Origin of the sequence: Streptomyces sp. NBC_00483, from assembly GCF_036013745.1 — a bacterium.
Lineage (GTDB): Bacteria > Actinomycetota > Actinomycetes > Streptomycetales > Streptomycetaceae > Streptomyces.
Window position 1 is genome coordinate 3,826,078 of record NZ_CP107880.1, and the last position, 25,171, is coordinate 3,851,248.

At 70.5% G+C, this 25,171-nt stretch carries 22 protein-coding genes; 13 read left to right on the forward strand and 9 right to left on the reverse strand.

What is annotated here, in order from left to right:
- Positions 1-35: 35 nt before the first annotated feature.
- On the forward strand, positions 36-983 hold the full coding sequence (locus tag OHA73_RS16880) for a hypothetical protein (RefSeq protein WP_266719461.1): 948 nt from the start codon (positions 36-38) through the stop codon (positions 981-983).
- A gap of 3 nt (positions 984-986) precedes the next feature.
- Here OHA73_RS16880 and OHA73_RS16885 read toward each other — a convergent pair whose 3' ends face one another.
- A complete protein-coding gene (locus OHA73_RS16885; RefSeq protein WP_266719459.1) occupies positions 987-1,574 on the reverse strand; it encodes a sigma-70 family RNA polymerase sigma factor in 588 nt (195 codons plus the stop codon).
- A 141-nt stretch (positions 1,575-1,715) separates the two neighbouring features.
- Positions 1,716-2,489: a LamG domain-containing protein gene (locus OHA73_RS16890; RefSeq protein WP_327655448.1), complete on the reverse strand. Its 774-nt coding sequence runs from the start codon at positions 2,487-2,489 to the stop codon at positions 1,716-1,718.
- Between the two features lie 244 nt (positions 2,490-2,733).
- Between OHA73_RS16890 and OHA73_RS16895 the strand changes: the two genes are divergently transcribed.
- From OHA73_RS16895 to OHA73_RS16910, 4 genes are all read left to right on the forward strand, one after another.
- Complete coding sequence (locus OHA73_RS16895; RefSeq protein WP_327655449.1) at positions 2,734-3,246, forward strand: toxin-antitoxin system HicB family antitoxin; 513 nt, start codon at positions 2,734-2,736, stop codon at positions 3,244-3,246.
- A gap of 95 nt (positions 3,247-3,341) precedes the next feature.
- Entirely contained in the window at positions 3,342-4,184 is an 843-nt protein-coding gene (locus OHA73_RS16900; RefSeq protein WP_327655450.1) for a DUF4097 family beta strand repeat-containing protein, read from the forward strand.
- Positions 4,185-4,314: 130 nt separating this feature from the next.
- Complete coding sequence (locus tag OHA73_RS16905; protein ID WP_327655451.1) at positions 4,315-5,307, forward strand: ATP-binding cassette domain-containing protein; 993 nt, start codon at positions 4,315-4,317, stop codon at positions 5,305-5,307.
- A complete protein-coding gene (locus OHA73_RS16910; RefSeq protein WP_266719449.1) occupies positions 5,304-6,080 on the forward strand; it encodes an ABC transporter permease in 777 nt (258 codons plus the stop codon). Before OHA73_RS16905 ends, OHA73_RS16910 begins: the two co-directional genes overlap by 4 nt.
- 99 nt (positions 6,081-6,179) lie before the next feature.
- On the opposite strand, the gene OHA73_RS16915 is transcribed toward OHA73_RS16910, so the two are convergent.
- The 3 genes from OHA73_RS16915 to OHA73_RS16925 all read right to left on the reverse strand — a co-directional run bounded on the left by OHA73_RS16915 (position 6,180) and on the right by OHA73_RS16925 (position 9,693).
- A complete protein-coding gene (locus OHA73_RS16915; protein ID WP_327655452.1) occupies positions 6,180-6,869 on the reverse strand; it encodes an SPFH domain-containing protein in 690 nt (229 codons plus the stop codon).
- 132 nt (positions 6,870-7,001) lie between these two features.
- Positions 7,002-8,933 carry an AMP-dependent synthetase/ligase gene (locus OHA73_RS16920; protein ID WP_327655453.1) on the reverse strand — a complete coding sequence of 644 codons (1,932 nt, stop codon included), beginning with the start codon at positions 8,931-8,933 and terminating at the stop codon, positions 7,002-7,004.
- A 145-nt stretch (positions 8,934-9,078) separates the two neighbouring features.
- Positions 9,079-9,693, reverse strand: a complete 615-nt coding sequence (locus OHA73_RS16925) for a TetR/AcrR family transcriptional regulator (RefSeq protein ID WP_266725457.1) — start codon at positions 9,691-9,693, stop codon at positions 9,079-9,081.
- Positions 9,694-9,838: 145 nt separating this feature from the next.
- Here OHA73_RS16925 and OHA73_RS16930 point away from each other — a divergent pair, with 145 nt between their 5' ends.
- On the forward strand, positions 9,839-10,306 hold the full coding sequence (locus tag OHA73_RS16930) for an SCP2 sterol-binding domain-containing protein (protein WP_267070388.1): 468 nt from the start codon (positions 9,839-9,841) through the stop codon (positions 10,304-10,306).
- Between the two features lie 21 nt (positions 10,307-10,327).
- Positions 10,328-11,542: an acyl-CoA dehydrogenase family protein gene (locus tag OHA73_RS16935; RefSeq protein ID WP_266719443.1), complete on the forward strand. Its 1,215-nt coding sequence runs from the start codon at positions 10,328-10,330 to the stop codon at positions 11,540-11,542.
- Between the two features lie 68 nt (positions 11,543-11,610).
- Here OHA73_RS16935 and OHA73_RS16940 read toward each other — a convergent pair whose 3' ends face one another.
- On the reverse strand, positions 11,611-12,504 hold the full coding sequence (locus tag OHA73_RS16940) for an ABC transporter permease (RefSeq protein ID WP_327655454.1): 894 nt from the start codon (positions 12,502-12,504) through the stop codon (positions 11,611-11,613).
- A complete protein-coding gene (locus OHA73_RS16945) occupies positions 12,501-15,245 on the reverse strand; it encodes an alpha/beta fold hydrolase (RefSeq protein ID WP_327655455.1) in 2,745 nt (914 codons plus the stop codon). Before OHA73_RS16945 ends, OHA73_RS16940 begins: the two co-directional genes overlap by 4 nt.
- A 395-nt stretch (positions 15,246-15,640) precedes the next feature.
- Here OHA73_RS16945 and OHA73_RS16950 point away from each other — a divergent pair, with 395 nt between their 5' ends.
- The 6 genes from OHA73_RS16950 to OHA73_RS16975 all read left to right on the forward strand — a co-directional run bounded on the left by OHA73_RS16950 (position 15,641) and on the right by OHA73_RS16975 (position 21,938).
- A complete protein-coding gene (locus OHA73_RS16950) occupies positions 15,641-16,930 on the forward strand; it encodes an ABC transporter substrate-binding protein (protein WP_327655456.1) in 1,290 nt (429 codons plus the stop codon).
- A 47-nt stretch (positions 16,931-16,977) separates the two neighbouring features.
- On the forward strand, positions 16,978-17,949 hold the full coding sequence (locus tag OHA73_RS16955) for a carbohydrate ABC transporter permease (protein WP_266719435.1): 972 nt from the start codon (positions 16,978-16,980) through the stop codon (positions 17,947-17,949).
- A 2-nt stretch (positions 17,950-17,951) separates the two neighbouring features.
- Positions 17,952-18,818: a carbohydrate ABC transporter permease gene (locus tag OHA73_RS16960; protein WP_266719433.1), complete on the forward strand. Its 867-nt coding sequence runs from the start codon at positions 17,952-17,954 to the stop codon at positions 18,816-18,818.
- 5 nt (positions 18,819-18,823) lie between these two features.
- On the forward strand, positions 18,824-19,441 hold the full coding sequence (locus tag OHA73_RS16965; RefSeq protein WP_327655457.1) for a hypothetical protein: 618 nt from the start codon (positions 18,824-18,826) through the stop codon (positions 19,439-19,441).
- 152 nt (positions 19,442-19,593) lie between these two features.
- Positions 19,594-20,613 carry a LacI family DNA-binding transcriptional regulator gene (locus OHA73_RS16970; protein ID WP_267070384.1) on the forward strand — a complete coding sequence of 340 codons (1,020 nt, stop codon included), beginning with the start codon at positions 19,594-19,596 and terminating at the stop codon, positions 20,611-20,613.
- A gap of 5 nt (positions 20,614-20,618) precedes the next feature.
- Positions 20,619-21,938 (forward strand): Gfo/Idh/MocA family protein, encoded by a 1,320-nt coding sequence (locus OHA73_RS16975; RefSeq protein ID WP_327655458.1) that lies wholly within the window; start codon positions 20,619-20,621, stop codon positions 21,936-21,938.
- A 22-nt stretch (positions 21,939-21,960) separates the two neighbouring features.
- Here OHA73_RS16975 and OHA73_RS16980 read toward each other — a convergent pair whose 3' ends face one another.
- Positions 21,961-23,352, reverse strand: coding sequence for an APC family permease (locus OHA73_RS16980; RefSeq protein ID WP_327655459.1), 1,392 nt, complete (start codon positions 23,350-23,352; stop codon positions 21,961-21,963).
- Positions 23,353-23,662: 310 nt separating this feature from the next.
- On the reverse strand, positions 23,663-25,171 hold the full coding sequence (gene mmsA, locus OHA73_RS16985) for a CoA-acylating methylmalonate-semialdehyde dehydrogenase (RefSeq protein ID WP_266719423.1): 1,509 nt from the start codon (positions 25,169-25,171) through the stop codon (positions 23,663-23,665).

The window sequence follows — 25,171 nt, forward strand, 5'->3', positions numbered from 1 at the left end:
CGTGCCGCTCCCGTTTTGTGACAAGGAGTCAGTGGATGATCTGGTACGTCCTGGCCGCGGTGCTGGGTCTTGCGCTGATCGCGGCGGTGACGGTGCTGATCGTCACGGAGCTGCGGGGCCGGCCGCCGAAGCCCGTCAAGGCCTCGGCCGCCGTCACGAGCCGCGCCGCGCTCGACGTCGTCGACGCGGGCCTGCGCCGGCTGACGGGCGAATGCCTGCGCTCCGGCCGGTCGCTGCCCGATCTGTACGCCGTCGTCTACTCGGAGAAGCGGCTCGGGCTGCTGCTCGCCGGCGCCCAGCAGGACGCGCCCGCGCCCTGGGCGGCCGAGGAGGACGGCGAGCGCTGGACGATCTCGCCCGACGATCTGCACCGGCCGGGCCCCGACGGTGAGCCGGCCCTGCCGTACGCGCTGACGGTGACGGTGGGCCTCGACGGCCCCGACCGGGTGCTCGTCGACCTCTCCCGCGCGGCGGGCCCCATCTCGGTGACGGGCCCGGACGCCGAGGTGCACCGCATGGTGCGGGCCCTCGTCCTCGAGGCGCTCGCCGGTCCCGTGGGGGCGCTCGCCCAGGTCACGCTGGTGGGCTCGCTGGCCGACGGCCGACTCCTCACCGGCGACGAGACGCGCAGCTCGCGGCTGCACAGCGCGGCCAGCCTGGAGGAGGCCTTCGCCAGTGCGGCGGCGTCGGCGAACGCGGGTGTACCGGCTGCCGGTTCGGCCGACGTCACGCAGGTGTTCCGGCTGATCGAGGGCAGCAGCCGGATCGCCGTGCAGGGCGAGGTGCCCCACCTGTTCGTCGTGGACGCCACTCAACTCCCGCGCCGGGACGGGGTGCTCTCCGGCCTGCGCCGCGGGGACGCCCTCCTCGTGCTCGGCGAGGCGCCCACGGGGTGGCGCTGGCGCATCGGCGCGGACGGCTCGCTCGACACCGGACCGCTCGGCCTGAAGATCACCGGCCACGCTGGACGACTGGCCCTCTGAGTGTCACGCCGCCTCGCTGTCCACCGCGCCGTGCGCGTACAGCCCACGCCTGTTCAGCGCCTCGCGCATGGCACGCGCGGCGTAGTACGTGCGGGACTTGACGGTGCCGGGCGGCACGCCGAGCACCTTGGCCGTCTGGTTGACGGTGCGTCCGAGGTAGTGGACGTGCAGCAGGACCTCGCGCTGGGACGGCCGCAGGTCGCCCAGCGCCTCGACGAGGACCTGGGTGGTGAGGATGTGGTCCACGTTGTCGGACACCGGCAGGTGGGCGAGCTCGGGGTCGCCGGTCTCCGGCGGTCTGGCCTGCCGGGCGCGGTGGCCGTCGATGACGAGGTTGCGCAGCGCGGTGAACAGCCAGGGCCGCGCCGAGTCCGCTGTCGGGTCGAGTTCCGCGGCATGCCGCCAGGCGCGTATGGCGACTTCCTGAAGGATGTCCTCGGCGCGGTGCCAGTCGCCCTCCAGTCGCCGCGCGGCGAACTGCAGGAGCGCGGTTCCGTGGAATTCGTAGAGCGCTCTGAGGAACTCGTCGGGTTGGAGGTCCGCGGCACGGGGGCCGGGTATCCGGTCTTCGGGCGAAGCACTGGCCGACAAGGGCCTTTCCTCTCCGGATCTTCTGTGGGGGAAGACGGGTTCCGCCGGGTGCGGACCGACAGGCACCGCCGAAGGCCGCCGTGCGCACGTGTGGCGCCCGGCGGCCCGCGGCGGCGGTGATGTTCGGCGCGTCGGCGCCGGTCAGCCCGGTTCGTGAGAGGAGAGCGTGCTCACCTCACGGGATGTCAACTCGCGGTCGTAGACATGCACGTCGGCGATGTCACCGTTCCAGTAGTCGGTGGCCTTTCCGCCGAACTTGCCGCGGCCGATCATCACGCTGCCCGTGGGCTTGACGCTGCTGGAAGCAACCCTGGTTCCAGCGAGCTTGCCGTCCACATAGATCCGCATCCGGTGGTCCTTCTGACTGTACGTGCCGGTCAGGTGGTACCAGCGGTCGGCCTTGGGCTCCTCCGACGACTCCGCGACGGTACGTGCGCCGGGGAAACTGAAGGCGAAATTCTGGTCCTGGCCGGAGTACTGGAGGAAGAACGCGCTGTTCTTGTCGCCCTCCTGCGAGAGCGCGGTGTGCATGCCCTTCAGGTTCTGCTCGGTGAGGCGCACGCGCGCGGCGACCGAGTAGTCCTTGCCCGCGGTGTCGAGGCTGGTGTTGGTACTGGCGTATCCGCTGGTGCCGTTCAGCCGCAGGGCGCCGCCCTCGGGGCCTTCTGCCCAGGTCACGCCGCCGTTGAACACAGCGTCGTGCTCACCGACCTTCGCGGTGCCGGACCGGTGCAGCGGCCACCATCCGAGGCCGTCCAGCGATTCGGCTTCCTTGCTCGGGCTGGGCGACGCGGCCGGTTTCGCCTCGGCCTTCCCGTTTCCGGAGTCCTGGCCGCGCACCAGTTGGACGCCGACGAAGACCAGCGCGGCGGTCAATACGGCGATCGTGCTGATAAGCGCCCATCTGCGCGTCATGAAGTTCCTCAGAAGTGCGGCATAAACGTGTCACTGGTTGGCTACGCACCCCTGGCGAAAACGGTTCACCATGCACCCAGTTCACACATGGCAGTCACTTGATCCACACGCACCTCACCTGCATCCTGCGCACAGTCCGCACACTGGCACCGCGTGGCGCAGCATGGCACCACGTGATGCCACATGGTGCCACTCTGAGCCAAAGGGCTTGCGCGTGGCGCCATAGTGGTGCCACTATGACGTCATGGACCTCACGCCCTACGTCGACACCCTGCACCGCGAGCTCGCGGTGGCCGCCGAAGCCGGTGGGGACGAAGCACGCGAACTGGCGGAGCGGCTCACCGCTCCGCTGGAGTCGGCGACCCGGCTCACGATGCTCAATGTGCTCTCCGCCGCCATGGACGAGATCACCCGCGACCTGGCGCCCGGTTCGGTCGACGTACGGCTGCGGGGGCTCGACCCCGAGTTCGTGGTGACACCTCAGCCGCGCGACACCCTGGCAGCGCCCGCCGAGCCCCTTCAAGCTCCGGCCGCGCCGCCCGTACCCGAGACCGACGAGGGCGGCACCGCCCGCGTCAACCTGCGCCTGCCCGCCCACCTCAAGGCCCGCGCCGAGGAGGCCGCGAGCCGCGAGGGCCTCTCGGTCAACGCGTGGCTGGTGCGCGCGGTGTCCGGCGCGGTCGACGGCGGCACCGGGCCCCGTACGACGGAGAAGAGCCGCACCGTCGGACAGAGCTTCACGGGGTGGGTGCGCTAGCCGCGCCCCCGTCCCACCAGCACCACCGCCAGCAGAACGGCGCACCACGTCCCATCAGCGGGGACGCCCCAACGAGCCAGGAGGACGGGACAGCCATGCCTACTTACGAGACCCCCGAAGCGATTTCGGTCAACGCCCATGTGGGCGCCGGTTCCATCCAGTTCACCGCGAGCGAGCGCCCCGACACCGTCGTCGAGGTGACGCCCAGCAACCCGAAGCGGGACAAGGACGTGCGGGCCGCCGAGCAGACCGAGGTCTCGTTCGCGAGCGGTGTGCTCACCGTGCGGACGAAGGAGCGCCGCATGATCGGCCCGAGCGGGGGCGTGCACGTGACGGTCGAGCTTCCGACCGGCTCGTCCGTCGAACTGACCGGCTCCTGGACCCAGGTGCTCGGCGAGGGCCGGCTCGGCAAGGTCCGCGTGAAGACCTCGGGCGGCGATGTCCGCCTCGACACCACGGGGCCGCTGGACCTCAAGACGGCGCACGGCTCGGTCCATGTGGACCGGGTCGAAGGCATGGCCGAGATCACCACCAGCTCCAGCAGCCTGCGGGTCGGCGTCATCGACGGTCACGCCGTCCTGAAGAACTCGTACGGCACCACGATGATCGACGCCGTGACCGGTGAGCTGCGGGTGAACGGCGCCCACGGCGACATCGAGATCGGGCGCGCCGAGGGCTCGGTCGCCGCCACCACCGCCCACGGCGCCCTGCGCGTGGCCGATGTCGCCCGCGGCACCGTCCAGTTGGAGACCAGCTTCGGAGCCATCGAGGTCGGCATCCGCGAGGGCACCGCCGCCTGGCTCGACGCGAACGCCGACAACGGCCAGGTCCGCAACACCCTCACCGCCTCCGAGGCGCCCGCGGAGTCCGAGGACTCCGTCAAGGTCCGCGCCCGCACCAAGTGGGGCAACATCGACATCCGCCGCGCCAAGCACTGAGCGGAACACGGACACAACTCCCTTACGCGCCACGGCACTTCACCGGCGCCGGCACCTTCACCGGCGGCGCCTTCGCCGACACCCATCACCCCGCACCCTCACACCGGAGGGCCCCATGCCTTCATCTGTCATGTCCACATCCACCCACAGTGGGACCGGACGGGTCCCGCTCGCCGTCTCCACCGTCGGCCTGCGCAAGTCCTACGGCGACAAGACCGTGCTCGACGGCATCGACCTGAGCATCCCCGCCGGTTCGGTCTTCGCCCTGCTCGGGCCCAACGGGGCCGGGAAGACGACGACCGTGCGGATCCTGTCCACGCTCGTCGACGCGGACGGCGGCCAGGCGCAGGTGGCCGGGCACGACGTCGCCGGAGCGCCGGACGGCGTCCGCGCCGCGATCGGGGTCACCGGGCAGTTCGCCGCGCTCGACAACATGCTCACCGCAGAGGAGAACCTGCTCCTCATGGCCGACCTGCTGCGGCTCGGCAAGCGCGAGGGCAGGAAACGGGCGAAGGAGCTGCTCGAGCGCTTCGGCATCGCGGATGTCGCGGGCAACCGCGCGGCCACCTTCTCCGGTGGCATGCGGCGCCGCCTCGACCTCGCCATGACGCTCGTCGGCGACCCGCAGATCATCTTCCTCGACGAGCCGACGACCGGGCTCGACCCGCGCAGCCGCCGCACCATGTGGGAGACCGTGCGGAACCTGGTCGCCGGCGGTGTCACCGTCTTCCTGACCACGCAATACCTCGAAGAGGCCGACCAGTTGGCCGACCGGATCGCCGTGCTCGACGGTGGCCGGATCGTCGCCGAGGGCACCGCCGACGAGCTCAAGGCGCAGATCCCCGGCAGCCACGTACGGCTGCGGTTCAACGACTGGGCCGAGTACGAGCGGGCAGCCGAGGCCTTCCCCGGTTCGGCCCGTGACGACCAGGAGCTCGCGCTGCGGATCGCGGGCGACGGCGACCTCGCCGCGCTGCGCTCCCTGTTCGACCGGCTGGACGCCACCGGTGTGCAGGCCGCCGACTTCTCCGTGCACACCCCCGACCTCGACGACGTGTTCCTCGCCCTGACCGGCGACGGCACCGACGCCAACCCGCTTCACGTCAAGGAGACCCTGCGATGAGCACCCTCACGTACGCCGTGCACGACTCGATGACGATGACGCGGCGCAACATCAAGCACGCCCTGCGCTATCCCATGGTCTCGCTCGGCGCGTCCATGATGCCGATCCTGATGCTGGTGCTCTTCGTGTTCGCCTTCGGGGACTCGATGTCGGGGGGCGCGGGGCGGGACGCGTATCTGGAGTATCTGACGCCCGGGATCGTGGTCATGGGGGTCGCCTCCGGGGCCATGTCGACCTCGATCGCGGTCTGCCAGGACATGACCGAGGGCATCATCAACCGCTTCCGCACCATGAACATCACGCGCTCGTCGTTCATGACGGGCCATGTCATCGGCAGCGTCCTCACGACGACGGTGAGCCTGGTGCTGGTCGTGGCCGTGGCCATCGCACTCGGCTTCCGGCCGAACGCGAACCCGGTCGAGTGGCTGGCCGCCGCGGGGCTGCTCGTCGCGATCACGTTCGCGATCACCTGGCTCGCGGCGGCGCTCGGCCTCAAGTCCAAGACGGTCGAGTCGGCGAGCAACAAGCCGCTGCTCATCCAGTTCCTGCCGTTCCTCGGCTCCGCGTTCGTGCCGGCCGAGTCGATGGCGCCGGGCCTGCGCTGGTTCGCCGAGAACCAGCCGTTCACGCCGATGATCGAGACGCTGCGCGGGCTGCTCACCGGTTCCGCGATCGGGAACGACGGGTGGATCTCGCTCGCCTGGTGCGCCGCGATCACCGTCGTCGGCTACGTCTGGTCGCGCAAGCTGTACAACGTCAACACCGAGCGTTGATCGGTCAGTTCACCGTGGGGGCTCCGCGCCGGAGCCCCCACAGTCACGTCCCGACAGCCACGCCCCGACCGTCACGTCCCGACAGCCACATCCCCACAGTCACGTACCCGAGTCCCCGCGCGCGAACGCCACCGTCAAGTCCCGTACCAGCGCGTTGCGTTCGTACTCATCGAGCTCCACGAGGCCGCGCCCCGCCAGCCGTTCGAGTGTGTCCTCCACCGAGTCGACGACGCTGGTCAGCACGCCCGCCCGCTGCCGCGCGTCGAGCGCCGCGATCCGGCGCCGGTGCATCGCGTCGGCGATCTCCGGCGCGTACTCGATGCGCGTCGGGCGCACCGCGAGCACCTCGACGCCGATCGCCGCGCACTCCTCGGACAGCGCCTGGGCCAGCTCGGCACCGACGGCCTCGGGGTCGCGCAGGGTCGGCGCGGATTCGTGAAAGGCCCCGGGCGGCAGCCGCGAGAACACCCGGGCGAGCGCCACCTCGATCTGTCCGCGCAGATACGCGTCGTGGTCCTGCACCGCGAACAGCGCCCGCGCGGTGTCCCGCACCCGCCACACCACCAGGACCTCGACGCGCAGCGCCATCCCGTCCGCGTCGACCGCGGGCAGCGGCTCGCTGCGCCAGTGCCGCAGCCGTACGTCGATCCGGCGGCGCAGCACGAGCGGGCTGACCCAGCGCAGACCGGTGCGCCGCACGGTGCCGCGGTAGCGGCCGAAGAGGCTCAGCCCCAGCGCATCGCCCGACCGGCACCGGGTCAGCCCGCCGAAGGCGAGCACGGCGAGCACCCCACACCCCACGACGCACGCGCCCCGCGCGGCCCGGACGGCGTCGCCGCCCCGCGCCGCTCACGTTATGCGGCAATAGGTCAAAAATGCCGGAATTCAGGGAGGGCGTGGAGTTACACCGTGGTCGCGGCCTCAGTCACCGTAGAGCTCCCCGATCTCGCGCTCGTACGCGGCCATGACGGCGGTCCGCTTGATCTTCAGAGAGGGCGTGAGGAGCCCGTTCTCCTCACTGAACTCGCCCTCCACCAGCGTGAACTTACGGATCGACTCGGCGCGCGAGACGGCCTCGTTGGCGTAGTCGACGGCCTTCTGGACGTCCGCGACGATCCGGGGGTCGCCGATCACCTCGGACATCGGGGTGTCGGCGGGCATCTTGCGGACACCCAGCCAGTGCGCGACGGACTCCGGCTCCAGGGTGATCACGGCGCCGACGTAGGAGCGGTTGTCGCCGACGACGATGCACTGGCCGACGGGCGAGCGGCTGCGCAGCCGGTCCTCAAGGACGGCGGGCGAGACGTTCTTGCCACCGCTGGTGACGAGGATGTCCTTCTTGCGCCCGGTGATGCTCAGGTAGCCGTCGTCGTCCAGCTCTCCGAGGTCGCCGGTCGCGAACCACCCGTCCCCGTCCAGGACTTGATCGGTCGCGGCCTGGTTGTTCCAGTACGCGCCGAAGACGATGCCGCCCTTGATGAGCACCTCGCCGTCGTCCGCGATCCGGACGGCGCTGCCGGGCACGGGCAGGCCCACGGTGCCGGGGCGGGGCCGCAGCGGCGGGGTGATCGTGGCGGCGGCCGTGGTCTCGGTGAGGCCGTAGCCCTCGTAGATCATGACCCCGGCGGCGTAGAAGAACAGGTTCAGATTGCGGTCCAGCGGCGAGCCGCCGCTGATCGCGTACCGGAGCCGGCCGCCGAGTTCCTTGCGCACGCGCCGGTAGACGAGCAGGTCGTAGAGCCCGGCGGCGAGGGTCAGACCGGGCCCGGGACCCTTGCCCCCGTTGAGGAACCGCTCCAGATGCGCCTCGGCGTAGCGCACCGCGATCCGGTCGGCGCGGTCGAAGGACGAGCCGCGCCCGAGCTTCTCCGCCGTCGCGCGCCCGGTGTCGTGGATCTTCTCGAAGAGATACGGCACGCCGACCACGAACGTCGGCCGGAACGAGCGCAGTTCGGGCCGCAGCTCGTCGGGCTTGATGCTCGGGCAGTGCCCGAGCTCGATCCGGGCGAGCATGCACGCCACCTGGATCGTCCGCCCCAGGATGTGCGCGAGCGGCAGGAACAACAAGGTCGACGCGGACTGTCCGGTGATCGCCTTGAAGATCGGGTGGAGCAGCTCGACGGTGTTCGCGGCCTCGGCGTACAGGTTGCCGTGCGTGAGGACGCAGCCCTTGGGCCGGCCGGTGGTGCCGGAGGTGTAGCAGACGGTCGCGATGGTGTCGGGGGTGAGCGCGGCGCGGCGCTTGACGACCTCCTCGTCGGCCACGTCGGCGCCCAGGGCGGCGAGTTCGAGCACGGCACCTGCATCAATTTGCCGGATGCCGGGGCGGTCGGCCTCGGGCATGTCGGCGACGGCCTCGCCGGCCGCGACAGCGTTCTCCGGCGTCTCGACGATCAGCATCGTCGCGCCGGAGTCCCGCACGATCCACTCGATCTGCCCGGGCGAGGACGTCGCGTAGACGGGCACGGTCTGCCCGCCGGCGGCCCAGATCGCGAAGTCCAGCACCTGCCACTCGTAGCGGGTGCGCGACATCAGGGCGACGCGGCCGCCCGGTTCGAGCCCCGCCGCGATCAACCCCTTGGCGGTGGCGGTGACTTCACGGGCGAACGCGGCGGCGGTGACCGGCCGCCACTCCCCCGCCTCCTTGCGCCGTACGACGACGGCGTTCGGCGCGTCCTCGGCGTTCCGATACGGGATGTCGGCGGGCGTGGACCCGTCCTTCGGCGGCTCGGCGAGCGCCGCGACGCGCGCCTCGCGCACGGCCCCGTTCTCGCCCCTGACCAGTTCGACCTTGACGCGATCGGCCAGGTCGCGACGGGCGCCTGCCCGCTTCAGATCCTTACGTACGCCCATGACGGCTCCCGTGTGCGCGGCTGCCCGACTCGTACTTACTGGAGAGTCAACTTACCTACGCGTAAAGAAAATTCAATGGTCGCGTACGAATCCGCGACCACCGCCGGCGATCCACCGGCCAAGACGACTGGGGCAGCTGAGGCGGCTACGGCACCCAGACCTCACCGTCGAGCACGTCCCGCATCCCCACCCACACCATGTTCATCAGACGCAGCGTGATGCCCTCCGGGGACTGGCCCGGATGGTGCTCCATCCAGTCGGTGAGCGAGTCGGCGGCGCCCACGAGGGCGTGCGCGACGAAGTCGGCGTCCTCGTCGCCGAGTTGGGAGCCGCGGCCGCTGTCCGAGATGCCGTCCCTGATGAGCCCGGCCACCTCGGCCATGATCGCGCGCCGCGCGTCGGCCACGGCCGCGGCGATCGCCACGCTCAGCTCGGAGGCCTGCCGGTGCAGCACGACCCAGCTGTCGCGGTGCTCGGCGACGAACGCGAAGAACGCCGAGAGCCCGGCGTGCAGCCGCAGTTCGGGCGCGGCCCCCGCACCGCGCGCGGCCTCCTGGAACGCGGCGACGAGCCGCTCGGCCTCCCGCCGCAGACAGGCCAGGAACAGCCCCTCCTTGGAATCCAGGTACAGATACACCATCGGCTTGGAGATTCCGGCGAGTTCGGCGATCTCGTCCACGGACGCCGCGTGATAGCCACGCTTGGCGAAGACCCGCACGCCGACGTCGATGATCTGCTGCTCGCGCATCTGGCGCGGCATGCGCTTCCTGCGCGCCGCCGTACGCCCTTGAGCCGCTCCCGATGTGCCCGTCACTCTTGTCAGCCTATCTACGTCGCCGTAACCTTACCAATCAGTAAACTTACTAAGCGGTAAGGTCGCCGTAAGCAAGAAGGAGAGTGGGCCCATGAGCGGTGCCGAGGAGATCGCGGCGCTCGACTTCGCGAGCGTCACGCCCGAGGAGTTCGCGCGGATCGTGAAGGGGCTGTCCGCGAAGGAGATCGGCCGGATCGCGCGGGACGAGGAGCTGCGCACCCGCGTCCTCAAGGAAGTCTTCGGGCGCATGGAGCGGCAGTTCAAGCCGGACGTCGCCGGGTCCCTCGAAGCCCTGATCCGCTGGAAGGTGACCGGCCAGGACGAAGTCCCGGAAGCGGTCTACGAAACCAAGATCTCGGGTGGCACCTGCACGGTCACCGAGGGCCGCTCGGACGCCGAGCCGCGCGTCACGCTGATCATGGGCGACGCCGACTTCCTCAAGCTGGTCTCGGGCAACTCCTCGCCCGTCACGATGTTCATGATGCGCAAGGTCAAGATCGCGGGCGACGTCGCACTCGCCTCCGGCCTGACCCGCTACTTCGACATCCCCAAGGCGTGAAGGGAAGGAGTTCGGTCCACCATGGCCTTCTCTCTTGAACTGGGCGAGGAACAGCGCGACCTGCGGGACTGGGTGCACGGCTTCGCCGCCGACGTCGTCCGCCCCGCGGCCGCCGAATGGGACGAGCGCGAGGAGACGCCCTGGCCGGTGATCCAGGAGGCTGCCAAGATCGGCCTCTACGGCTTCGAGTCCCTCGCCGAGATGTTCGGCGACCCGAGCGGCATCTCGTTGCAGATCGCCAACGAGGAGCTGTTCTGGGGCGACGCCGGCATCGGCATGGCCCTCTTCGGCACCTCGCTCGCGGTGGCCGGGATCTTCTCCTCCGGCACGCCCGACCAGCTCGCCGAGTGGGTGCCGCAGTGCTACGGCGACGAGGACGACCCCAAGGTCGCGGCGTTCTGCGTCTCGGAGCCGCAGGCGGGTTCGGACGTCGCGGCGATGCGCACGCGGGCCCGCTACGACGAGGCGAAGGACGAGTGGGTCCTGTCCGGCCAGAAGGCGTGGATCACCAACGGCGGCATCGCGAACGTGCACGTCGTCGTCGCCTCCGTCGACCCGGAGCTCGGCTCGCGCGGACAGGCGGCGTTCATCGTGCCGCCGGGCACGCCGGGCCTCGAAGGCGCCAAGAAGATAAAGAAGTTGGGCCTGCGTGCCTCCCACACGGCCGACGTCTTCCTCGACGACGTCCGCGTCCCCGGCCACTGCCTGCTCGGCGGTCGCGACCGGCTGGACGCGCGCCTCGCTCGGGCCCGCGAGGGGACGTCGCGCTCCCGTGGCCAGGCCGCGATGTCCACCTTCGAGGTCAGCCGGCCGACGGTGGGCGCGCAGGCGCTCGGCATCGCGCGCGCCGCGTACGAGTACGCGCTCGACTACGCGGGCGAGCGCGAGGCGTTCGGCCGCCCCATCATCGAGAACCAGGCGATCGCGTTCGCCCTCGCCGACCTGCGCACGGAGATCGAGGCCTGCCGCCTCCTCATCTGGCAGGCGTCCTGGATGGCCCGCAACGACAAGGTCTTCGACGCGGGCCAGGGCTCGATGTCCAAGCTGCGCGCGGGCGAACTGGCCGTCGCGGCGAGCGAAAAGGCCATCCAGGTCCTCGGCGGGGCCGGATACAGCCGGGAACACCCGGTGGAGCGGATGTACCGGGACGCGAAGATCTACACGATCTTCGAGGGCACGAGCGAGATCCAGCGCCTCGTGATCGCACGAGCGATCTCGGGGCGGCAGATCCGCTGAGTGGGGCCGGGAAGGTTCTGTGACGTAGGACTACGACGCGGTCGTAGTCCTACGTCACAGTTCCCCTCTTAGGACACCACGTCCTTACGCGCGAACCCCCGGAACGCCAGCGCGAACAGCACCACCGCGTACGCCACCGAAACCGACGCCCCCTGGATCATCCCGCCCCATTCGGGCTGCGCCTGGATCGCGTCCGCCCAGGCGAACTGCCAGTGCGCGGGCAGGAAGTCGCGCCAGTCGCCGAGCGCGGTAACCGCGTCCAGGACGTTGCCGACGATGGTCAGGAAGACCGCGCCGCCGACCGCGCCCAGCGGGTTGTCCGTCTTGGTCGACAGCCAGAACGCGAGCCCCGCCGTGACCAGTTGGGACACGAAGATGAACGCGACCACGGCCAGCAGGCGCTGCACCGCCGTGCCCGCCGGCAGCGCGCCGCCGGTCGGGATGTCCAGCGGTCCCCAGCCGTACGCCACCGCGCCGACGCCGAGCGCGACCAGCGGGAGCAGCAGCATCGCGGCGAGGCTGAGCCCGAACGCGACGGCCAGCTTGGACCACAGCAGGCGGGCCCGCGGCACCGGAGCGGCCAGCAGATAGCGCAGGCTCGACCAGCTCGCCTCGGACGCGACGGTGTCGCCGAAGAACAGGGCCACCGGGACGACCAGCAGGAACCCGGCGGACACGAACAGGCTGACCGCCGCGAAGTTCGCCGCGGACGCGGTGGCCGTGTCCATCAGGTTCACGCGCTGGCCGCCGTCGCCTCCGCCGCCGCCCGGCTCCCCGCCGATCGCGAACGCGGCGACGAGCACGAACGGGAGCAGTGCCAGGACCGCGCCCATCACCAGCGTGCGCCGCCGCTTCACCTGGCGGACGAGCTCCACGCGCAGCGGGAGCGTGCGCCCCGGCCGGTAGCCGTGGGCAAGTTCGGGCACGTCGCGCGCCCCGGTCTCGACTCCGGTCGTCGTCATGCCGATGCCCCTCCGATCAGGGTCAGGAACGCGTCCTCGAGGCGCCGGTGCGGGCCGAGGGAGCGCACCGGTACGTCGAGCCGCACCAGTTCCGCGACCAGCCGGGCGGCCGGGTCGGACCCGGTGGTCGGGTCCGGTTCGAGGCCGGGGTCCGGGGTGAGGCGGACCAGCAGGCCGTCGTCGACCCGCACCACCGATTCCACGCCCGCGAGGCCGCCGACCTTCTCCACGAGCGCGTCGGAGACCTCGCCCGCGACGCCGACGAGCAGCGTGTCGCCGGAGCCGACGATGTCCGCGACGGGGCCCGCCTGGACGAGCCGGCCGCGGTCCATCACCACGAGGTGCGTGCAGGTCTGCTCGACCTCGGCGAGGAGGTGGCTGGAGACGATGACCGTGCGTCCTGCGCGCGCGTAGCGGATCATCACCTCGCGCATCTCGCGGATCTGCGGCGGGTCGAGCCCGTTCGTCGGCTCGTCGAGGATGAGCAGGTCCGGGAGGCCGAGCATGGCCTGGGCGATCGCGAGGCGCTGGCGCATGCCCTGCGAGTACGTGCGCACGGAGCGGGCGAGGGCGTCGCCGAGGCCTGCGATCTCCAGGGCCTCGTCGAGGTGCGCGTCCGCGGCCGGGCGGCCGGTCGCCTTCCAGTACAGCTCCAGGTTCTCCCGACCGGACAGGTGCGGCAGGAAGCCGGCGCCCTCGACGAACGCGCCGACCCTGGAGAGCACCGGGGAGCCCGGCCTGATCGCGTGGCCGAAGACCCGGATCTCGCCCTGGTCGGGCCGGATGAGGCCCATGAGCATGCGCAGGGTCGTGGTCTTGCCCGCGCCGTTCGGCCCGAGCAGGCCGAGGACCTGGCCCTGTTCGACGCGGAAGGACAGGTCGCGCACCGCGTACCGGTCAGTGGAGCCCGCGTACTTCTTACTGAGGTCCGCGATCTGGAGCGGGACCTCGGCGAGCGCCGGGTCGGGCGCGGGCGCCGACGTGCGCCGCCGGGCCGTGAGGAGCAGCCCCGCCGCGACGGCGAGCGCCCCGGCCGGCAGCCACCACACCCATGCGGGCAGCGGGGTGGGCGCCGTCTTCACGTCGGGGGCGGAGGGCACGCTCAGGCTGTCGTGCACGGAGACCTGGTACGTCGCGGGCTCGTTCGGCGACGCGAAGCCGAGGTCGGTCGCGGAGAGCACGAGCCGCAGCTTGTGGCCCTTCTGCACCTCGTGGTCGATGGCCGGGAGCGTGATCTTCACGTCCTTGCCCGCGCCGTCCGCGCCGGTCACCTTGACCGGCGTCACCAGCTGCGAGGGCAGCACCTGACGCGTCCCGTCGGGCCCGGAGTCGTACACCTTCGCGAACAGGACGGCCGTTCCGGTGGAGGACTTCACGTGCGCGGTGACCGTCGGGGAGCCGGTGACGCGCAGCGACTTCTTCAGCGGCGCCGAGTCGAAGCGCGCGAACTGGCCGGGGTACTCGAGGGAGAAGCCGACGCCGAGCGAGGACGACAGGTTCGACACCTTGCCGAGGCCCGGCACCGAGGAGATCGACGGCGGTCCGCCGCCCGGCGGGTTCTGGAAGGTCTCGGTGGCCGTCTTCAGCGGCACCGCCGTGCGCCGCTCGCCGCGCAGGCCCGGGTACATGTCGCCGCTCGCGCCGCGCAGTGTGGCCGCGCCGTCCGTGGAGTCGACGCCGCCGGTGCGGGTGACGCGGAACGCGGGGCCCGTGTCGACGTTCTCGTCCTTCAGGTAGCGGTCGAACCAGGACGTCACGCGCGCGTGCAGCCGGTCGAGCTCCATGTCGCCGCCGTCGTGCCCGCCGTTCAGCCAGTCGACCTGGACCGGCGCGCCGTTCGCCTTGACGTGGCGCGCGATCTCGTCGGCCTGCCCGAGGGGGAAGAGTGAGTCCGTCTGGCCCTGGGCGATGAACGTGGGGACCTTGATGCGGTCACCGACGGCGACGGGGCTGCGCTCCTCCAGGAGCTTGCGCGCCGCGGCGTCCGGCTTCCCGGCGACGGCGACGCGCTTGTACATGTCGCACAGCTTTTCCTCGAAGCGGCCGCAGGCGAGCCCGGCCTCACTGGTGCGCGTGCCCACCGGCGCGGAACCGGAGGTGAAGAAGGCGCCCGCCCACAGCTTCTTGAAGACGCCGTCGGGGAACAGCGCGTCCGCGAGGTTCCAGTACGTGATCTGCGGGGCGATCGCGTCGACCCGCTTGTCGTGGCCCGCCGCGAGCAGCGAGACCGCGCCTCCGTACGAGGCCCCGGTGACGCCGACGCGCGGGTCGCCCGGCTTGTCGAGCTCCACCTCGGGGCGCTCGGCGAGCCAGTCGATCATGCGTGAGACGTCGGCCACCTCGTGCTTCGGATCGTTCAGGCCGATCTTGCCGCCGGATCGGCCGAAGCCGCGGGACGACCAGGTCATGACCGCGTACCCGTGGGCGGCGAGCTTCTCCGCCTCGGCGCGGACGTCGGCCTTGCTGCCGCCGAAGCCGTGCGTGAGCAGCACCGCGGGGCGCTTGTGGGACGGATCACCCGCGGTGAAGTACGAGGTGTCGATGCGCACCCCACCGCCCATCGGCATCATCCGGTCCTGCCGGTGCACGGCGGATGCCCCGCCGGAGCCGGAGTCCGCGGCCGCCGAGAGTCCCGTCCACGTACCCGCCCCCGCGAGCACGACAAGGGCCGCCGCGACGGCTACCCACCGTCGCGGCCACCCGCGTATCCGCTCGCGCCACACGCGCCGTCGAAAAACCATGGGTCAACGGTAGGCGCCACCACCGACAACCACCGCATCCGGTGGACCGAGGCAACCACCCTCCCCTGGGCGTACGAGTCCCTCCGGGGTACTGCAGGTGTCGTACGTGGCCGCGACGCCGAGAACCACGGACTCGACCGGTCGACCGGTCCCACGTCACGGGGCTCCGCCCCGGACCCCGCGCCTCAAACGCCGGCGGGGCTGGAATTGGGGCTGAAGTTGTCCCGGCATTCTGCGAGCGCTCGCAGAGTTCGTCAAGAGGGCGTGCGGTGAAGGGAGTTGGCGGGAATTTCTAGTTCCGGAAATCCCTGCGCAACCCATTGACCGGCCTGCGAGCGCATGCAAACGTCCTCCCTCGACAGCGCCCACCGCCGAGCCGCTCGTGGAGGCCCCCTATGGGCAGTGCCGCCCCCTCCCGTCGCACCACCCTGTCCGCCCTGCTCGCCTCCGGCCTCGGTGCCGCGCTCACCGCCTGCGGCGGACCCTCGCGGTCCGTCGGCGCCGGCGGCAGCGTGACACTGCGCTACTTCTTCTGGGGCGACAGCGGCAGGGCCGACCTGATCAACAAGTGCATAGCCGTCTTCGAGCGAGAACATCCCAAGATCAAGGTGAAGTCGAGCTTCGCCGCCTTCGACTCCTTCTGGCCGAAGCTCAGCACCGCCGCCGCGGGCGGCAACCCGCCCGACGTGATGCACGTCGACTACGCCTGGATCCGCACCCTCGGCGAGCACGGCGTACTCGCCGACCTGAACGACCTCGCCGGCTCCGGCAAGGAGATCGACACCTCGACCGTGGTCGAGTCGGTGCGCACGGCGGGCCTGGTGAACGACCGCCGCGTCGGCCTGCCGCTCTCCCACAACAGCGTCGCGCTGCACTACGACGCCGAGTTCTGGGCCAAGGCGGGGGCCCGCCCGCCGACGAAGCGGATGGACTGGGACACCTTCATGGAGCAGTCCCTGAAGGTGTCCAAGTACGGCAGATACAAGCAGTTCGGCATGGACAACCCCGGCCAGAACTATCTGGGCGTCGAGATCTGGATGCGGCAGCAGGGCCTCCAGATGTGGACGGAGAACGGCGAACTCGGCTTCTCCCCCGACGACATGCGCCGCTACTTCACCAAGGTCAACGAGTGGCGCAAGGAGGGCGCGCTCGGCGGGCCCGACGTCGTCCTGGAGTCGCTGCCCGGCTACCCCATCACCACCCGCCGCGTCGCCTCCAACCTGGAGTGGGACAACCAGGTCGGCGGCCGCAGCGACATGCGCGGCAGCAAGCTCAGCCTCGGCTATGTGCCGAGCGACACCAGCAAGTCCGGCATCTACTCCAAGCCGGGCATGTTCCTGGGGGCCGCAGCGAAGAGCCCGTACCTCAGCGAGGCCGCGCAGTTCATCAACTTCCTGATCAACGACCGGCGCGTGGGCAAGATCCTCGGCACCAACATCGGCATGCCGCCCACGACGAGCCAGGAGGGCGCCGCCGATCTCAGCGACCCGAAGGTGCGCCAGGTCCAGACGTACGAGAAGCAGGTCGAGAAGACGCTCGCGTCGACCCCGCCGCCCCCGGCCGACGGCGGCGCCTCGCTCAACGTCTATCTGCAGCGCGTCGCCGAGAAGCTCTTCTACGACCGCATCTCCGTGGACCAGGCCGTGGACCTCTACTTCGACCAGTCCAAGGTCACCCTCGCCTGACGCACGGCCGCCTTCGCCTCCCCTCCCCGCAAACGTACGGAGCCCTCATGGCCTCTACGACGACGACCGACGCCGCGATACCCCGCGCACGCCGCGGCGACTCCCCCTCGACCAGCCCCGCCAAGCGCCGCCGCCGGGGCACGAACGACCGCTCCGCGTACGTCTTCCTCACGCCGTGGATGATCGGCGCGGCCGTGCTGACGGTCGGACCGATGCTGTTCTCGCTCTACATGTCGTTCACGGACTACAACCTGTTCGACTCGCCGCGCTGGATCGGCCTCGACAACTACAAGCGCATCCTGTTCGACGACCCCGAGGTCCGGGACACCGTCGGCGTGACGCTGCTCTACGTAGTCGTCGCGACGCCCCTGAAGCTGATCGCCGCGCTCGGTGTCGCCCTGCTCCTCCACACCCGGCGCAAGGGCCGCAACTTCTACCGGGCCGCCTTCTACATGCCGTCCCTGATCGGGGCGAGCGTCGGCGCGGCCATCGTGTGGCGGCTGCTGTTCTCCACCGGAAGCGTCGTCGACCAGTTCCTCGGCACCTTCGGGATCCACACGGGCGGCTGGATCTCCAACCCCGACTGGTCGCTGATGTCCCTGGTCGCGCTGTCGGTCTGGCAGTTCGGCGCGCCGATGGTCATCTTCCTGGCGGCGCTCCAGCAGATACCGAAGGAGCTGTTCGAGGCGGCGGAGATCGACGGGGCGGGCCCCTGGCGCCGCTTCCTCTCGGTGACGGTCCCCATGCTGTCCCCGGTGATCTTCTTCAACCTGGTCCTCGAGATGGTGCACGCCTTCCAGATGTTCAACTCGGCGTTCGTGCTCTCCAACGGCACCGGCGGGCCCGCGGGCTCCACCCACGTCTACTCGATGTACCTGTACGAACTCGGCTTCAACGACTTCCGGATGGGCTACGCGGCGGCCCTGACCTGGGTGCTGCTCCTGGTCGTCGGCGTGATCACCGCGGTGCTCTTCAAGACTTCGGGCCGCTGGGTCCACTACGCGGGCGAGGAGAAGTGACGATGGCTACGACGACGCCGAATGCGGCCCTTCGGACACTGCGGACCCGCTCCCTGACCTGGCACGCGGGCGCGATCGCCCTGCTCCTGGTCCTCCTCTATCCCGTGGTCTGGGTGTTCACGGCCTCCGTGAAGCCCGCCGACGAGATCATCTCCAGCTTCAACATCCTCCCGTCCCAGCTCAGTTGGAGCGGATTCGGCACGGCGCTCGACGGGATCGCCGAGGTCCCGGCGTGGCGCTTCTTCGCCAACTCCCTTGTACTCGCCGTGGGTTCGGTGATCGGCAACGTACTGTCGTGCTCGATCGCGGCCTACGCCTTCGCCCGGCTGCGGTTCCGGGGACGCGGGGCGATGTTCGCGGTGATGATCGGCACGATCCTGCTGCCGACGCACCTGCTGCTCATTCCGCAGTACACGATGTTCCAGAAGGTGGGCCTGGTCGACACCTACGTCCCGCTGCTGCTCGGCAAGTTCCTCGCCACGGACGCGTTCTTCGTGTTCCTGATGGTGCAGTTCGTACGCAACCTGCCGCGCAGCCTCGACGAGGCGGCGCTGATCGACGGCTGCGGCCACTTCCGCATCTTCGGCCACATCGTCCTTCCGCTGCTGCGCCCGGCGCTCATCACCACGGCGATCTTCACCTTCATCTGGTCCTGGAACGACTTCTTCGCACCGCTCGTCTACCTCCAGTCACCGGAGAAGTACCCGCTGCCGGTGGCGCTCCGCCTGTTCGTCGACTCGACGAGCAGCCAGGACTACGGGGCGATGCTCGGCATGTCGGTCCTCTCGCTCCTCCCGGTGATCGCCTTCTTCATCGCGTTCCAACGGCTGCTGATCGAGGGCGCGTCGACGTCCGGAATGAAGGGATGAGCGGGATGACCGGCACGGGCACGGTGACGCGGCGCGACACCCCGTACGGCGAGCGGTTCACGCTCTTCGCGGAGGTGCTGTGGATCGGTCTGCTGGTGGCGGCGGGTTCCCTGCTGCTGGTCACGTGGCCGGCGGCGATGGCGGCGGGGTGCGCGGCGGTACGTCGCTGTGTGCCGGACGGCCCGTCGCCCGGCACGGCCCGCCGGTTCGCGGCGGACTGGCGGGCGGCGCTGCCGGGCGGCTCCGCGGTGGGGGCGGTGGGCCTTGCGGTCCTCGGCTTCCTGGGCGCGGACCTGCGCCTGGCCGCGTCCGCGGGTGACCTGCCGTTCTTCTGGCTGCTGGCTCTGGTGATCGCGGGGGCGGCGGGCGCGGTGGTCGTGTACCAGGTCCGGATGGCGTCCACCTGGTCCTCCACGGGTCGCTGGGCGCGGCCTCGGCGGGATCCACGGGGGTCGGCGATGCTCGGCGGGGCGGTGCTGGTCTCGGCAGTGTGCGTATGGCAGTTGACCGTTCTGGCGCCTTTGGTGACAGGTGTACTGGCTCTGGCGGCAGTGGCGGTCGACCGCCGCAACGCCTCGGGGCTCCGCCCCGGCCCCCGCTGCTCAAACGCCGCAGGGGCTTGAATTGCGCCCTGGATCGCCGACCGCAGGTCGGCATTTCAGGGGCGCGCGGCGGTGTCGATCTGCGGCTCCGCCGCGGGGCGCAGACCCACGACGCAACCGCACCCGACCACCCACGGCGCAGACGCGAAAACGACCACCTAAAGGGGCACGCCATGCGTAACGATCACCAGCAAAGCGGCGCAGCCGCAAGCGCTGAGGACGTCGCGGCGGACGCCGGCGTCTCCCCGTCCACCGTCAGCCGCTGCTTCGCCTCCCCGCACCAGGTCCGGCCGGACACCCGCGCCCGGGTCCTCGCGGCAGCGGAACGTCTCGGCTACCGCCCCAGCCGCATCGCCCGCTCCCTCGCCGAGGGCCGCACGCGGACACTCGGCCTCATCGTGCCCGACATCGCCAATCCGTTCTTCGCGGTGATCGTGAAGGCCGTCCAGGCCCGCGCCCGCCGCAAGGACTACGCCGTGTTCCTCGCGGACACCGACGAACACCCCGACGACGAGTACGAGTTGGCGCTGACGCTGGCCCGCCAGGTGGACGGGCTGCTGCTCGTCGCCCCGAGGATGGACGGTGCCCGGCTCGGCGAGGTCGTCCGGCAGGTGCCGAGCGTCGCCGTGAATCGGAGCGTGTCCGGCGTGTCGTCCGTGGTCGCGCCCAGCGAGGACGGCCTGCGCCAGGCTGTGGCGCATCTGCACGCGCTCGGCCACCGCCACCTCGCCCTGATCCTGGGGGCCCGCAACTCCTGGTCGAGCGAGCAGCGCGGCCACGCGGTCCGTTACGCGGCCGAGCAACTGGAGCTGAAGGTAACCGAGTTCGGCCCGCACGAGCCCAAGTTCCACACGGGCGCGCAGGTCGCCGACCTGGCCCTGGCGGCGGGCGCGACGGCGATCGTCGCACACAACGACCTGATGGCACTGGGGGTACTCTCCCGCCTCGCCGACCGCGGGGTCCGCGTCCCGGACGACGTGAGCGTCGTCGGCGCCGACGACACCCTCCTCGCCACCACGGCCACCCCCGCCCTCACCTCGGTCCGCATCCCGCTCGACGCGCTCGGCGAACGCGCCGTCGATCTGATGCTGCGACTCCTCGACGACCCGAGCCGCGTACCCGAAGAGCTCACCCTGGACAGCGAGTTGATAGTCCGCCGCTCCACAGGCCCAGCCCCCCGAAAGGAATCCTGACCTCCATGAAGCGCGCCGCGATCATCGGTACCGGTCACCGTGCCCAGATGTACACCAAGGCCCTGGGCGCCCGCCCCCACTACGACGTAGCCCTCCTCGCGGACCCGAGCCCGACCCGTATCGCCCACCACAACCGGGTGCTCGCGGAGCTCGGCGCACCGGAGGCGGCGGCCTGCGACCCGAGCGACTTCGCGCAGGCCCTGCGCACGCACCGGATCGACGAGGTCCTCGTCACCACGGTCGACGCGACCCACCACACGTACATCAACACGGCACTCGAAGCGGGCTGCCGCGTCGTCACGGAAAAGCCGATGACGACGGACGCGGAGAAGTGCCGCTCGATCCTCGAAACGGTGGACCGCACCGGCGGCGAGCTCTCCGTCGGCTTCAACTACCGCTACAACCCGGCCCACGAGAAGGTCTGGCAGCTCCTCCACGACGGCGCGATCGGCGAAATCCGCTCGGTCCACTTCGAATGGCTCCTCGACGTCCGCCACGGCGCCGACTACTTCCGCCGCTGGCACCGCGAGAAGCAGCACAGCGGCGGCCTCCTCGTCCACAAGTCGGGCCACCACTTCGACCTGGTCAACTGGTGGCTGGGCGCGGCCCCTTCACGCGTGTACGCGGAGGGCGGCCTCGTCTTCTACGGCCGCGACAACGGCGAACGAACCGGCCTCCGCCGCGACTACGTCCGCGCGCACGGCTCGTCCGAGGCCACCGACGACCCGTACGCCATCCACCTCGCCGACGACCCGCACCTCAAGTCCCTTTACGTGGAGGCGGAAGCGGCGGGCGACTCCGACTACGTCCGCGACCGCAACGTCTTCGGCGACGCGATCGACGTCGAGGACGACCTGTCGGTCCTGGTCCGCTACGACTCCGGGGCCACGATGACGTACCACCTGACGGCCTACTCCCCCTGGGAGGGCTACCGGGTGATGTTCAACGGCACGGCCGGACGCCTGGAGCTGGAGGTCGAGGAGAACACGTGGCAGCCGCCACGGGTTGCCTCCGGCGGGGCGGGTGCGTCGCACGGCGGAGTGGTCATGGACCGCCCCGGCCGCACGTCGATCCTGCTGCGCCCGCTGTGGGAGGCGCCGCGGGAGATCCCGTACGAGTGGTCGGCGGGCTCCCACGGCGGCGGTGACCTCCGCATGCTGAAGGAGCTTTTCGGACCCCTGGGCGACGGCTCCGACGAGGGCGCGGCCCCTGCGGCGGGCAAGGGGGCCACCGCGCGCGACGGAGCGCTTGCCCTGGCGGTGGGTGTTGCCGGCAACTCGTCGTTGGCTACCGGCCTCCCGGTGGAGACCGGTCAGTTGTGGTGACGGCCCCGGGGATCGAGTCGAATCAATCGGTCGGCACCGACACCAACCACCGCGTCTCCTGCCTCGGCCTGAGGTAGAAGGCCCAGTACAGCGTCGCCACCGCCATGATGCCGCCCGTCCACAGCAGGTACGTGACCTCCTGTTCGATCAGGATGTAGATCATCAGCGCGATCAGGACCACGGGGATCCCCGGCCACAGGGGCATCCGCCAGGCCGTCCTGTCCTTGTGGGCGCCGCGGCGGGCGAACAGGGCGGCCACCGCGACCAGCAGGTACATGCCGGTGACGGAGACGCCCGTCACGCCGTACAGGGTGTCGAGGTTGACGAAGCAGAGGGCCGCGCCGGGGACGCCGACGGCCAGTGTCGCGACCCACGGCGAGCCGAAGCGGCCGAGCCGGGACAGCGCGTTGTTGACCGGTCCCGGCCAGGCCTTGTCGCGGGCCGAGGCGAACAGGACGCGGGAGTTCTGGATGACCATGACGATGCCCGCGTTGATGATGGCGAGCGCGACGCAGAGCGAGACGAACGCGCCGACCGCCGAGTTCGACCAGGCCACGACCATGGTGCTGATGTCGCCCGAGGTGAGCGCCGAGAGGTCCTTCGCGCCCATCGTGATCGCGACGACCGGGACGAGGATGACGACGGTGGAGATGGCGAGCGTGGCGAGGACCGTGCGGGCCACGGACTTGCGCGGGTTCTCCAGTTCCTCGGAGAGGTAGACGGCGGTGGAGAAGCCCTGGGTGACGAAGAGGGCGATGGCGAGGCCGGAGACCACGAGCATGCCCGTGACCGCGTCCGTGTGTCCGTTCGCGCCCGCGACCTGCATCGAGCCGAGCGAGCCGACACCGCGTTCGGCGTGCGCGAAGCCGAGGACCGCGACGAGGGCCGCCGCGATGACCTCAAGGACGAGGAAGATGCCGGTGATCCACGCGTTGGCGCGCAGGTCGAGCAGGCCCGCGAGGGTGGACAGCAGCATCACGCCCGCGCCCGCCATCGCCGGGTCGAGGTGGATCAGCGGCTCCAGGTAGTCGGCCGTGCCCATCGCGATCACCGGCGGCACGATGAAGACGACCAGCAGGGACAGGACGAAGACCAGCCAGCCCGCCAGGCGCCCGGCCAGCGTCGACACCATGGCGTACTCGCCGCCCGCGCTGGGGATGAGGGTGCCCAGCTCCGAGTAGAGGAAGGCGACGCCGATACAGATCAGCGAGCCGACGGCGATGGTGAGCGCGGTGGCGGTGCCGAGGCTGCCGAACAGGTCGGGGACGACGACGAAGAGCGAGGAGGCGGGCGTCACGCAGGACAGCGTGAGCAGGGTGCCTCCGACGACGCCGATGGAACGCTTGAGCTTCTGCTCCTGGGGTGCCGCCTCCGGCGGGGACGGGGCGGCGACGGGGCGAAGCGTGTCGGTCATGAAGCGGATCCGATCGGCTCGTGCGACAGGGAGGCGTCATGCAACCTCGCCGATATCCGAACGTCAACGCCTGTTCGCCTTCGGAATCCGCACCACCGCTTGCGCCAACTGCACGCGATTCTTTAGGCGTTCGCAAAGTTGCCCGGGATAGATGCAGCGACTCCCGTGAATGACCTTGCTATCCAAGGCCCTCACGGGAGTCGGCTTACGCTGCCCGGTTCATCCCCTACGTACGGGAACCGCAGCCGGAGCGCTGAAGTTCACAGCGAACTGTCCGTACTCCGGACTGTGCGGGGACGGTTCACGACCCTCAGTGGTTGCTGGGGAAGCCCAGGTCCACGCCGGCGGGGGCGTCGGCCGGGTCCGGCCAGCGGGTCGTGACGACCTTGCCGCGGGTGTAGAAGTGCGTGCCGTCGTTGCCGTAGATGTGGTGGTCGCCGAAGAGCGAGTCCTTCCAGCCACCGAAGGAGTGGTAGCCCACCGGCACCGGGATCGGCACGTTGACGCCGACCATGCCGGCCTCGATCTCCAGCTGGAAGCGGCGGGCGGCGCCGCCGTCACGCGTGAAGATCGCGGTGCCGTTGCCGAACGGGGACGCGTTCATGAGGGCCACGCCCTCCTCGTACGTCTCCGTGCGCAGCACACACAGGACCGGGCCGAAGATCTCGTCCTGGTACGCCTTGGCGGTCGTGGGGACGTTGTCGAGGAGCGACAGGCCCACCCAGTGGCCGTCCTCGAAGCCGGGGACCGTGTAGTCGCTGCCGTCGAGGACGACCTCGCAGCCCTCGGCCGCCGCGCCCTTCACGTACGAGGCGACCTTGTCGCGGTGGGCGGCCGTGATGAGCGGGCCCATCTCCGAGGTCGGGTCGTTGCCCGGACCGATCTTGATCTTCTCGGCGCGCTCCTTGATCTTCGCCACGAGCTCGTCGGCGATGGAACCCACCGCGACGACGGCCGAGATCGCCATGCAGCGCTCGCCTGCCGAGCCGTACGCGGCCGAGACCGCGGCATCAGCGGCCGCGTCCAGGTCGGCGTCGGGAAGGACCAGCATGTGGTTCTTGGCGCCGCCGAGAGCCTGCACGCGCTTGCCGTTGGCGGAGGCCGTGGCGTGGATGTGGCGGGCGATCGGGGTCGAACCGACGAAGGAGACGGCCGCGACGTCCGGGTGCTCCAGGAGGCGGTCGACGGCGACCTTGTCGCCGTGCAGGACGTTGAAGACGCCGTCGGGCAGGCCGGCCTCGGTGAGCAGCTCGGCGATCTTGACGGCGGCCGAGGGGTCCTTCTCGGAGGGCTTGAGGACGAAGGTGTTGCCGGTCGCGATGGCGATCGGGAACATCCACATCGGCACCATGGCCGGGAAGTTGAACGGCGTGATGCCGGCGACGACGCCGAGCGGCTGGCGGATCGAGGACACGTCCACGTTGGTGGCGACCTGCGTGGACAGCTCACCCTTGAGCTGCACGTTGATGCCGCAGGCCAGGTCGACGATCTCCAGGCCGCGGGCGACCTCGCCGAGCGCGTCGGAGTGCACCTTGCCGTGCTCGGCGGTGATCAGCTCGGCGATCGCGTCACGGTTGGCGTCGAGCAGCGCGCGGAACCGGAAGAGGATCTCGGTGCGCTTGGCGAGCGAGGACAGGCCCCACGACTTGTACGCCTCCTTGGCGGTGGCGACGGCCGCGTCCACCTCCTCGACGCTCGCGAAGTCGACGTGCGTGGTGACGGCGCCGGTCGCCGGGTCGGTCACCGGGCCGTGATTGCCCGACGCGCCCTCGACGGTCTTGCCGCCGATCCAGTGGTGGACCAACTTCGTGTCAGACAT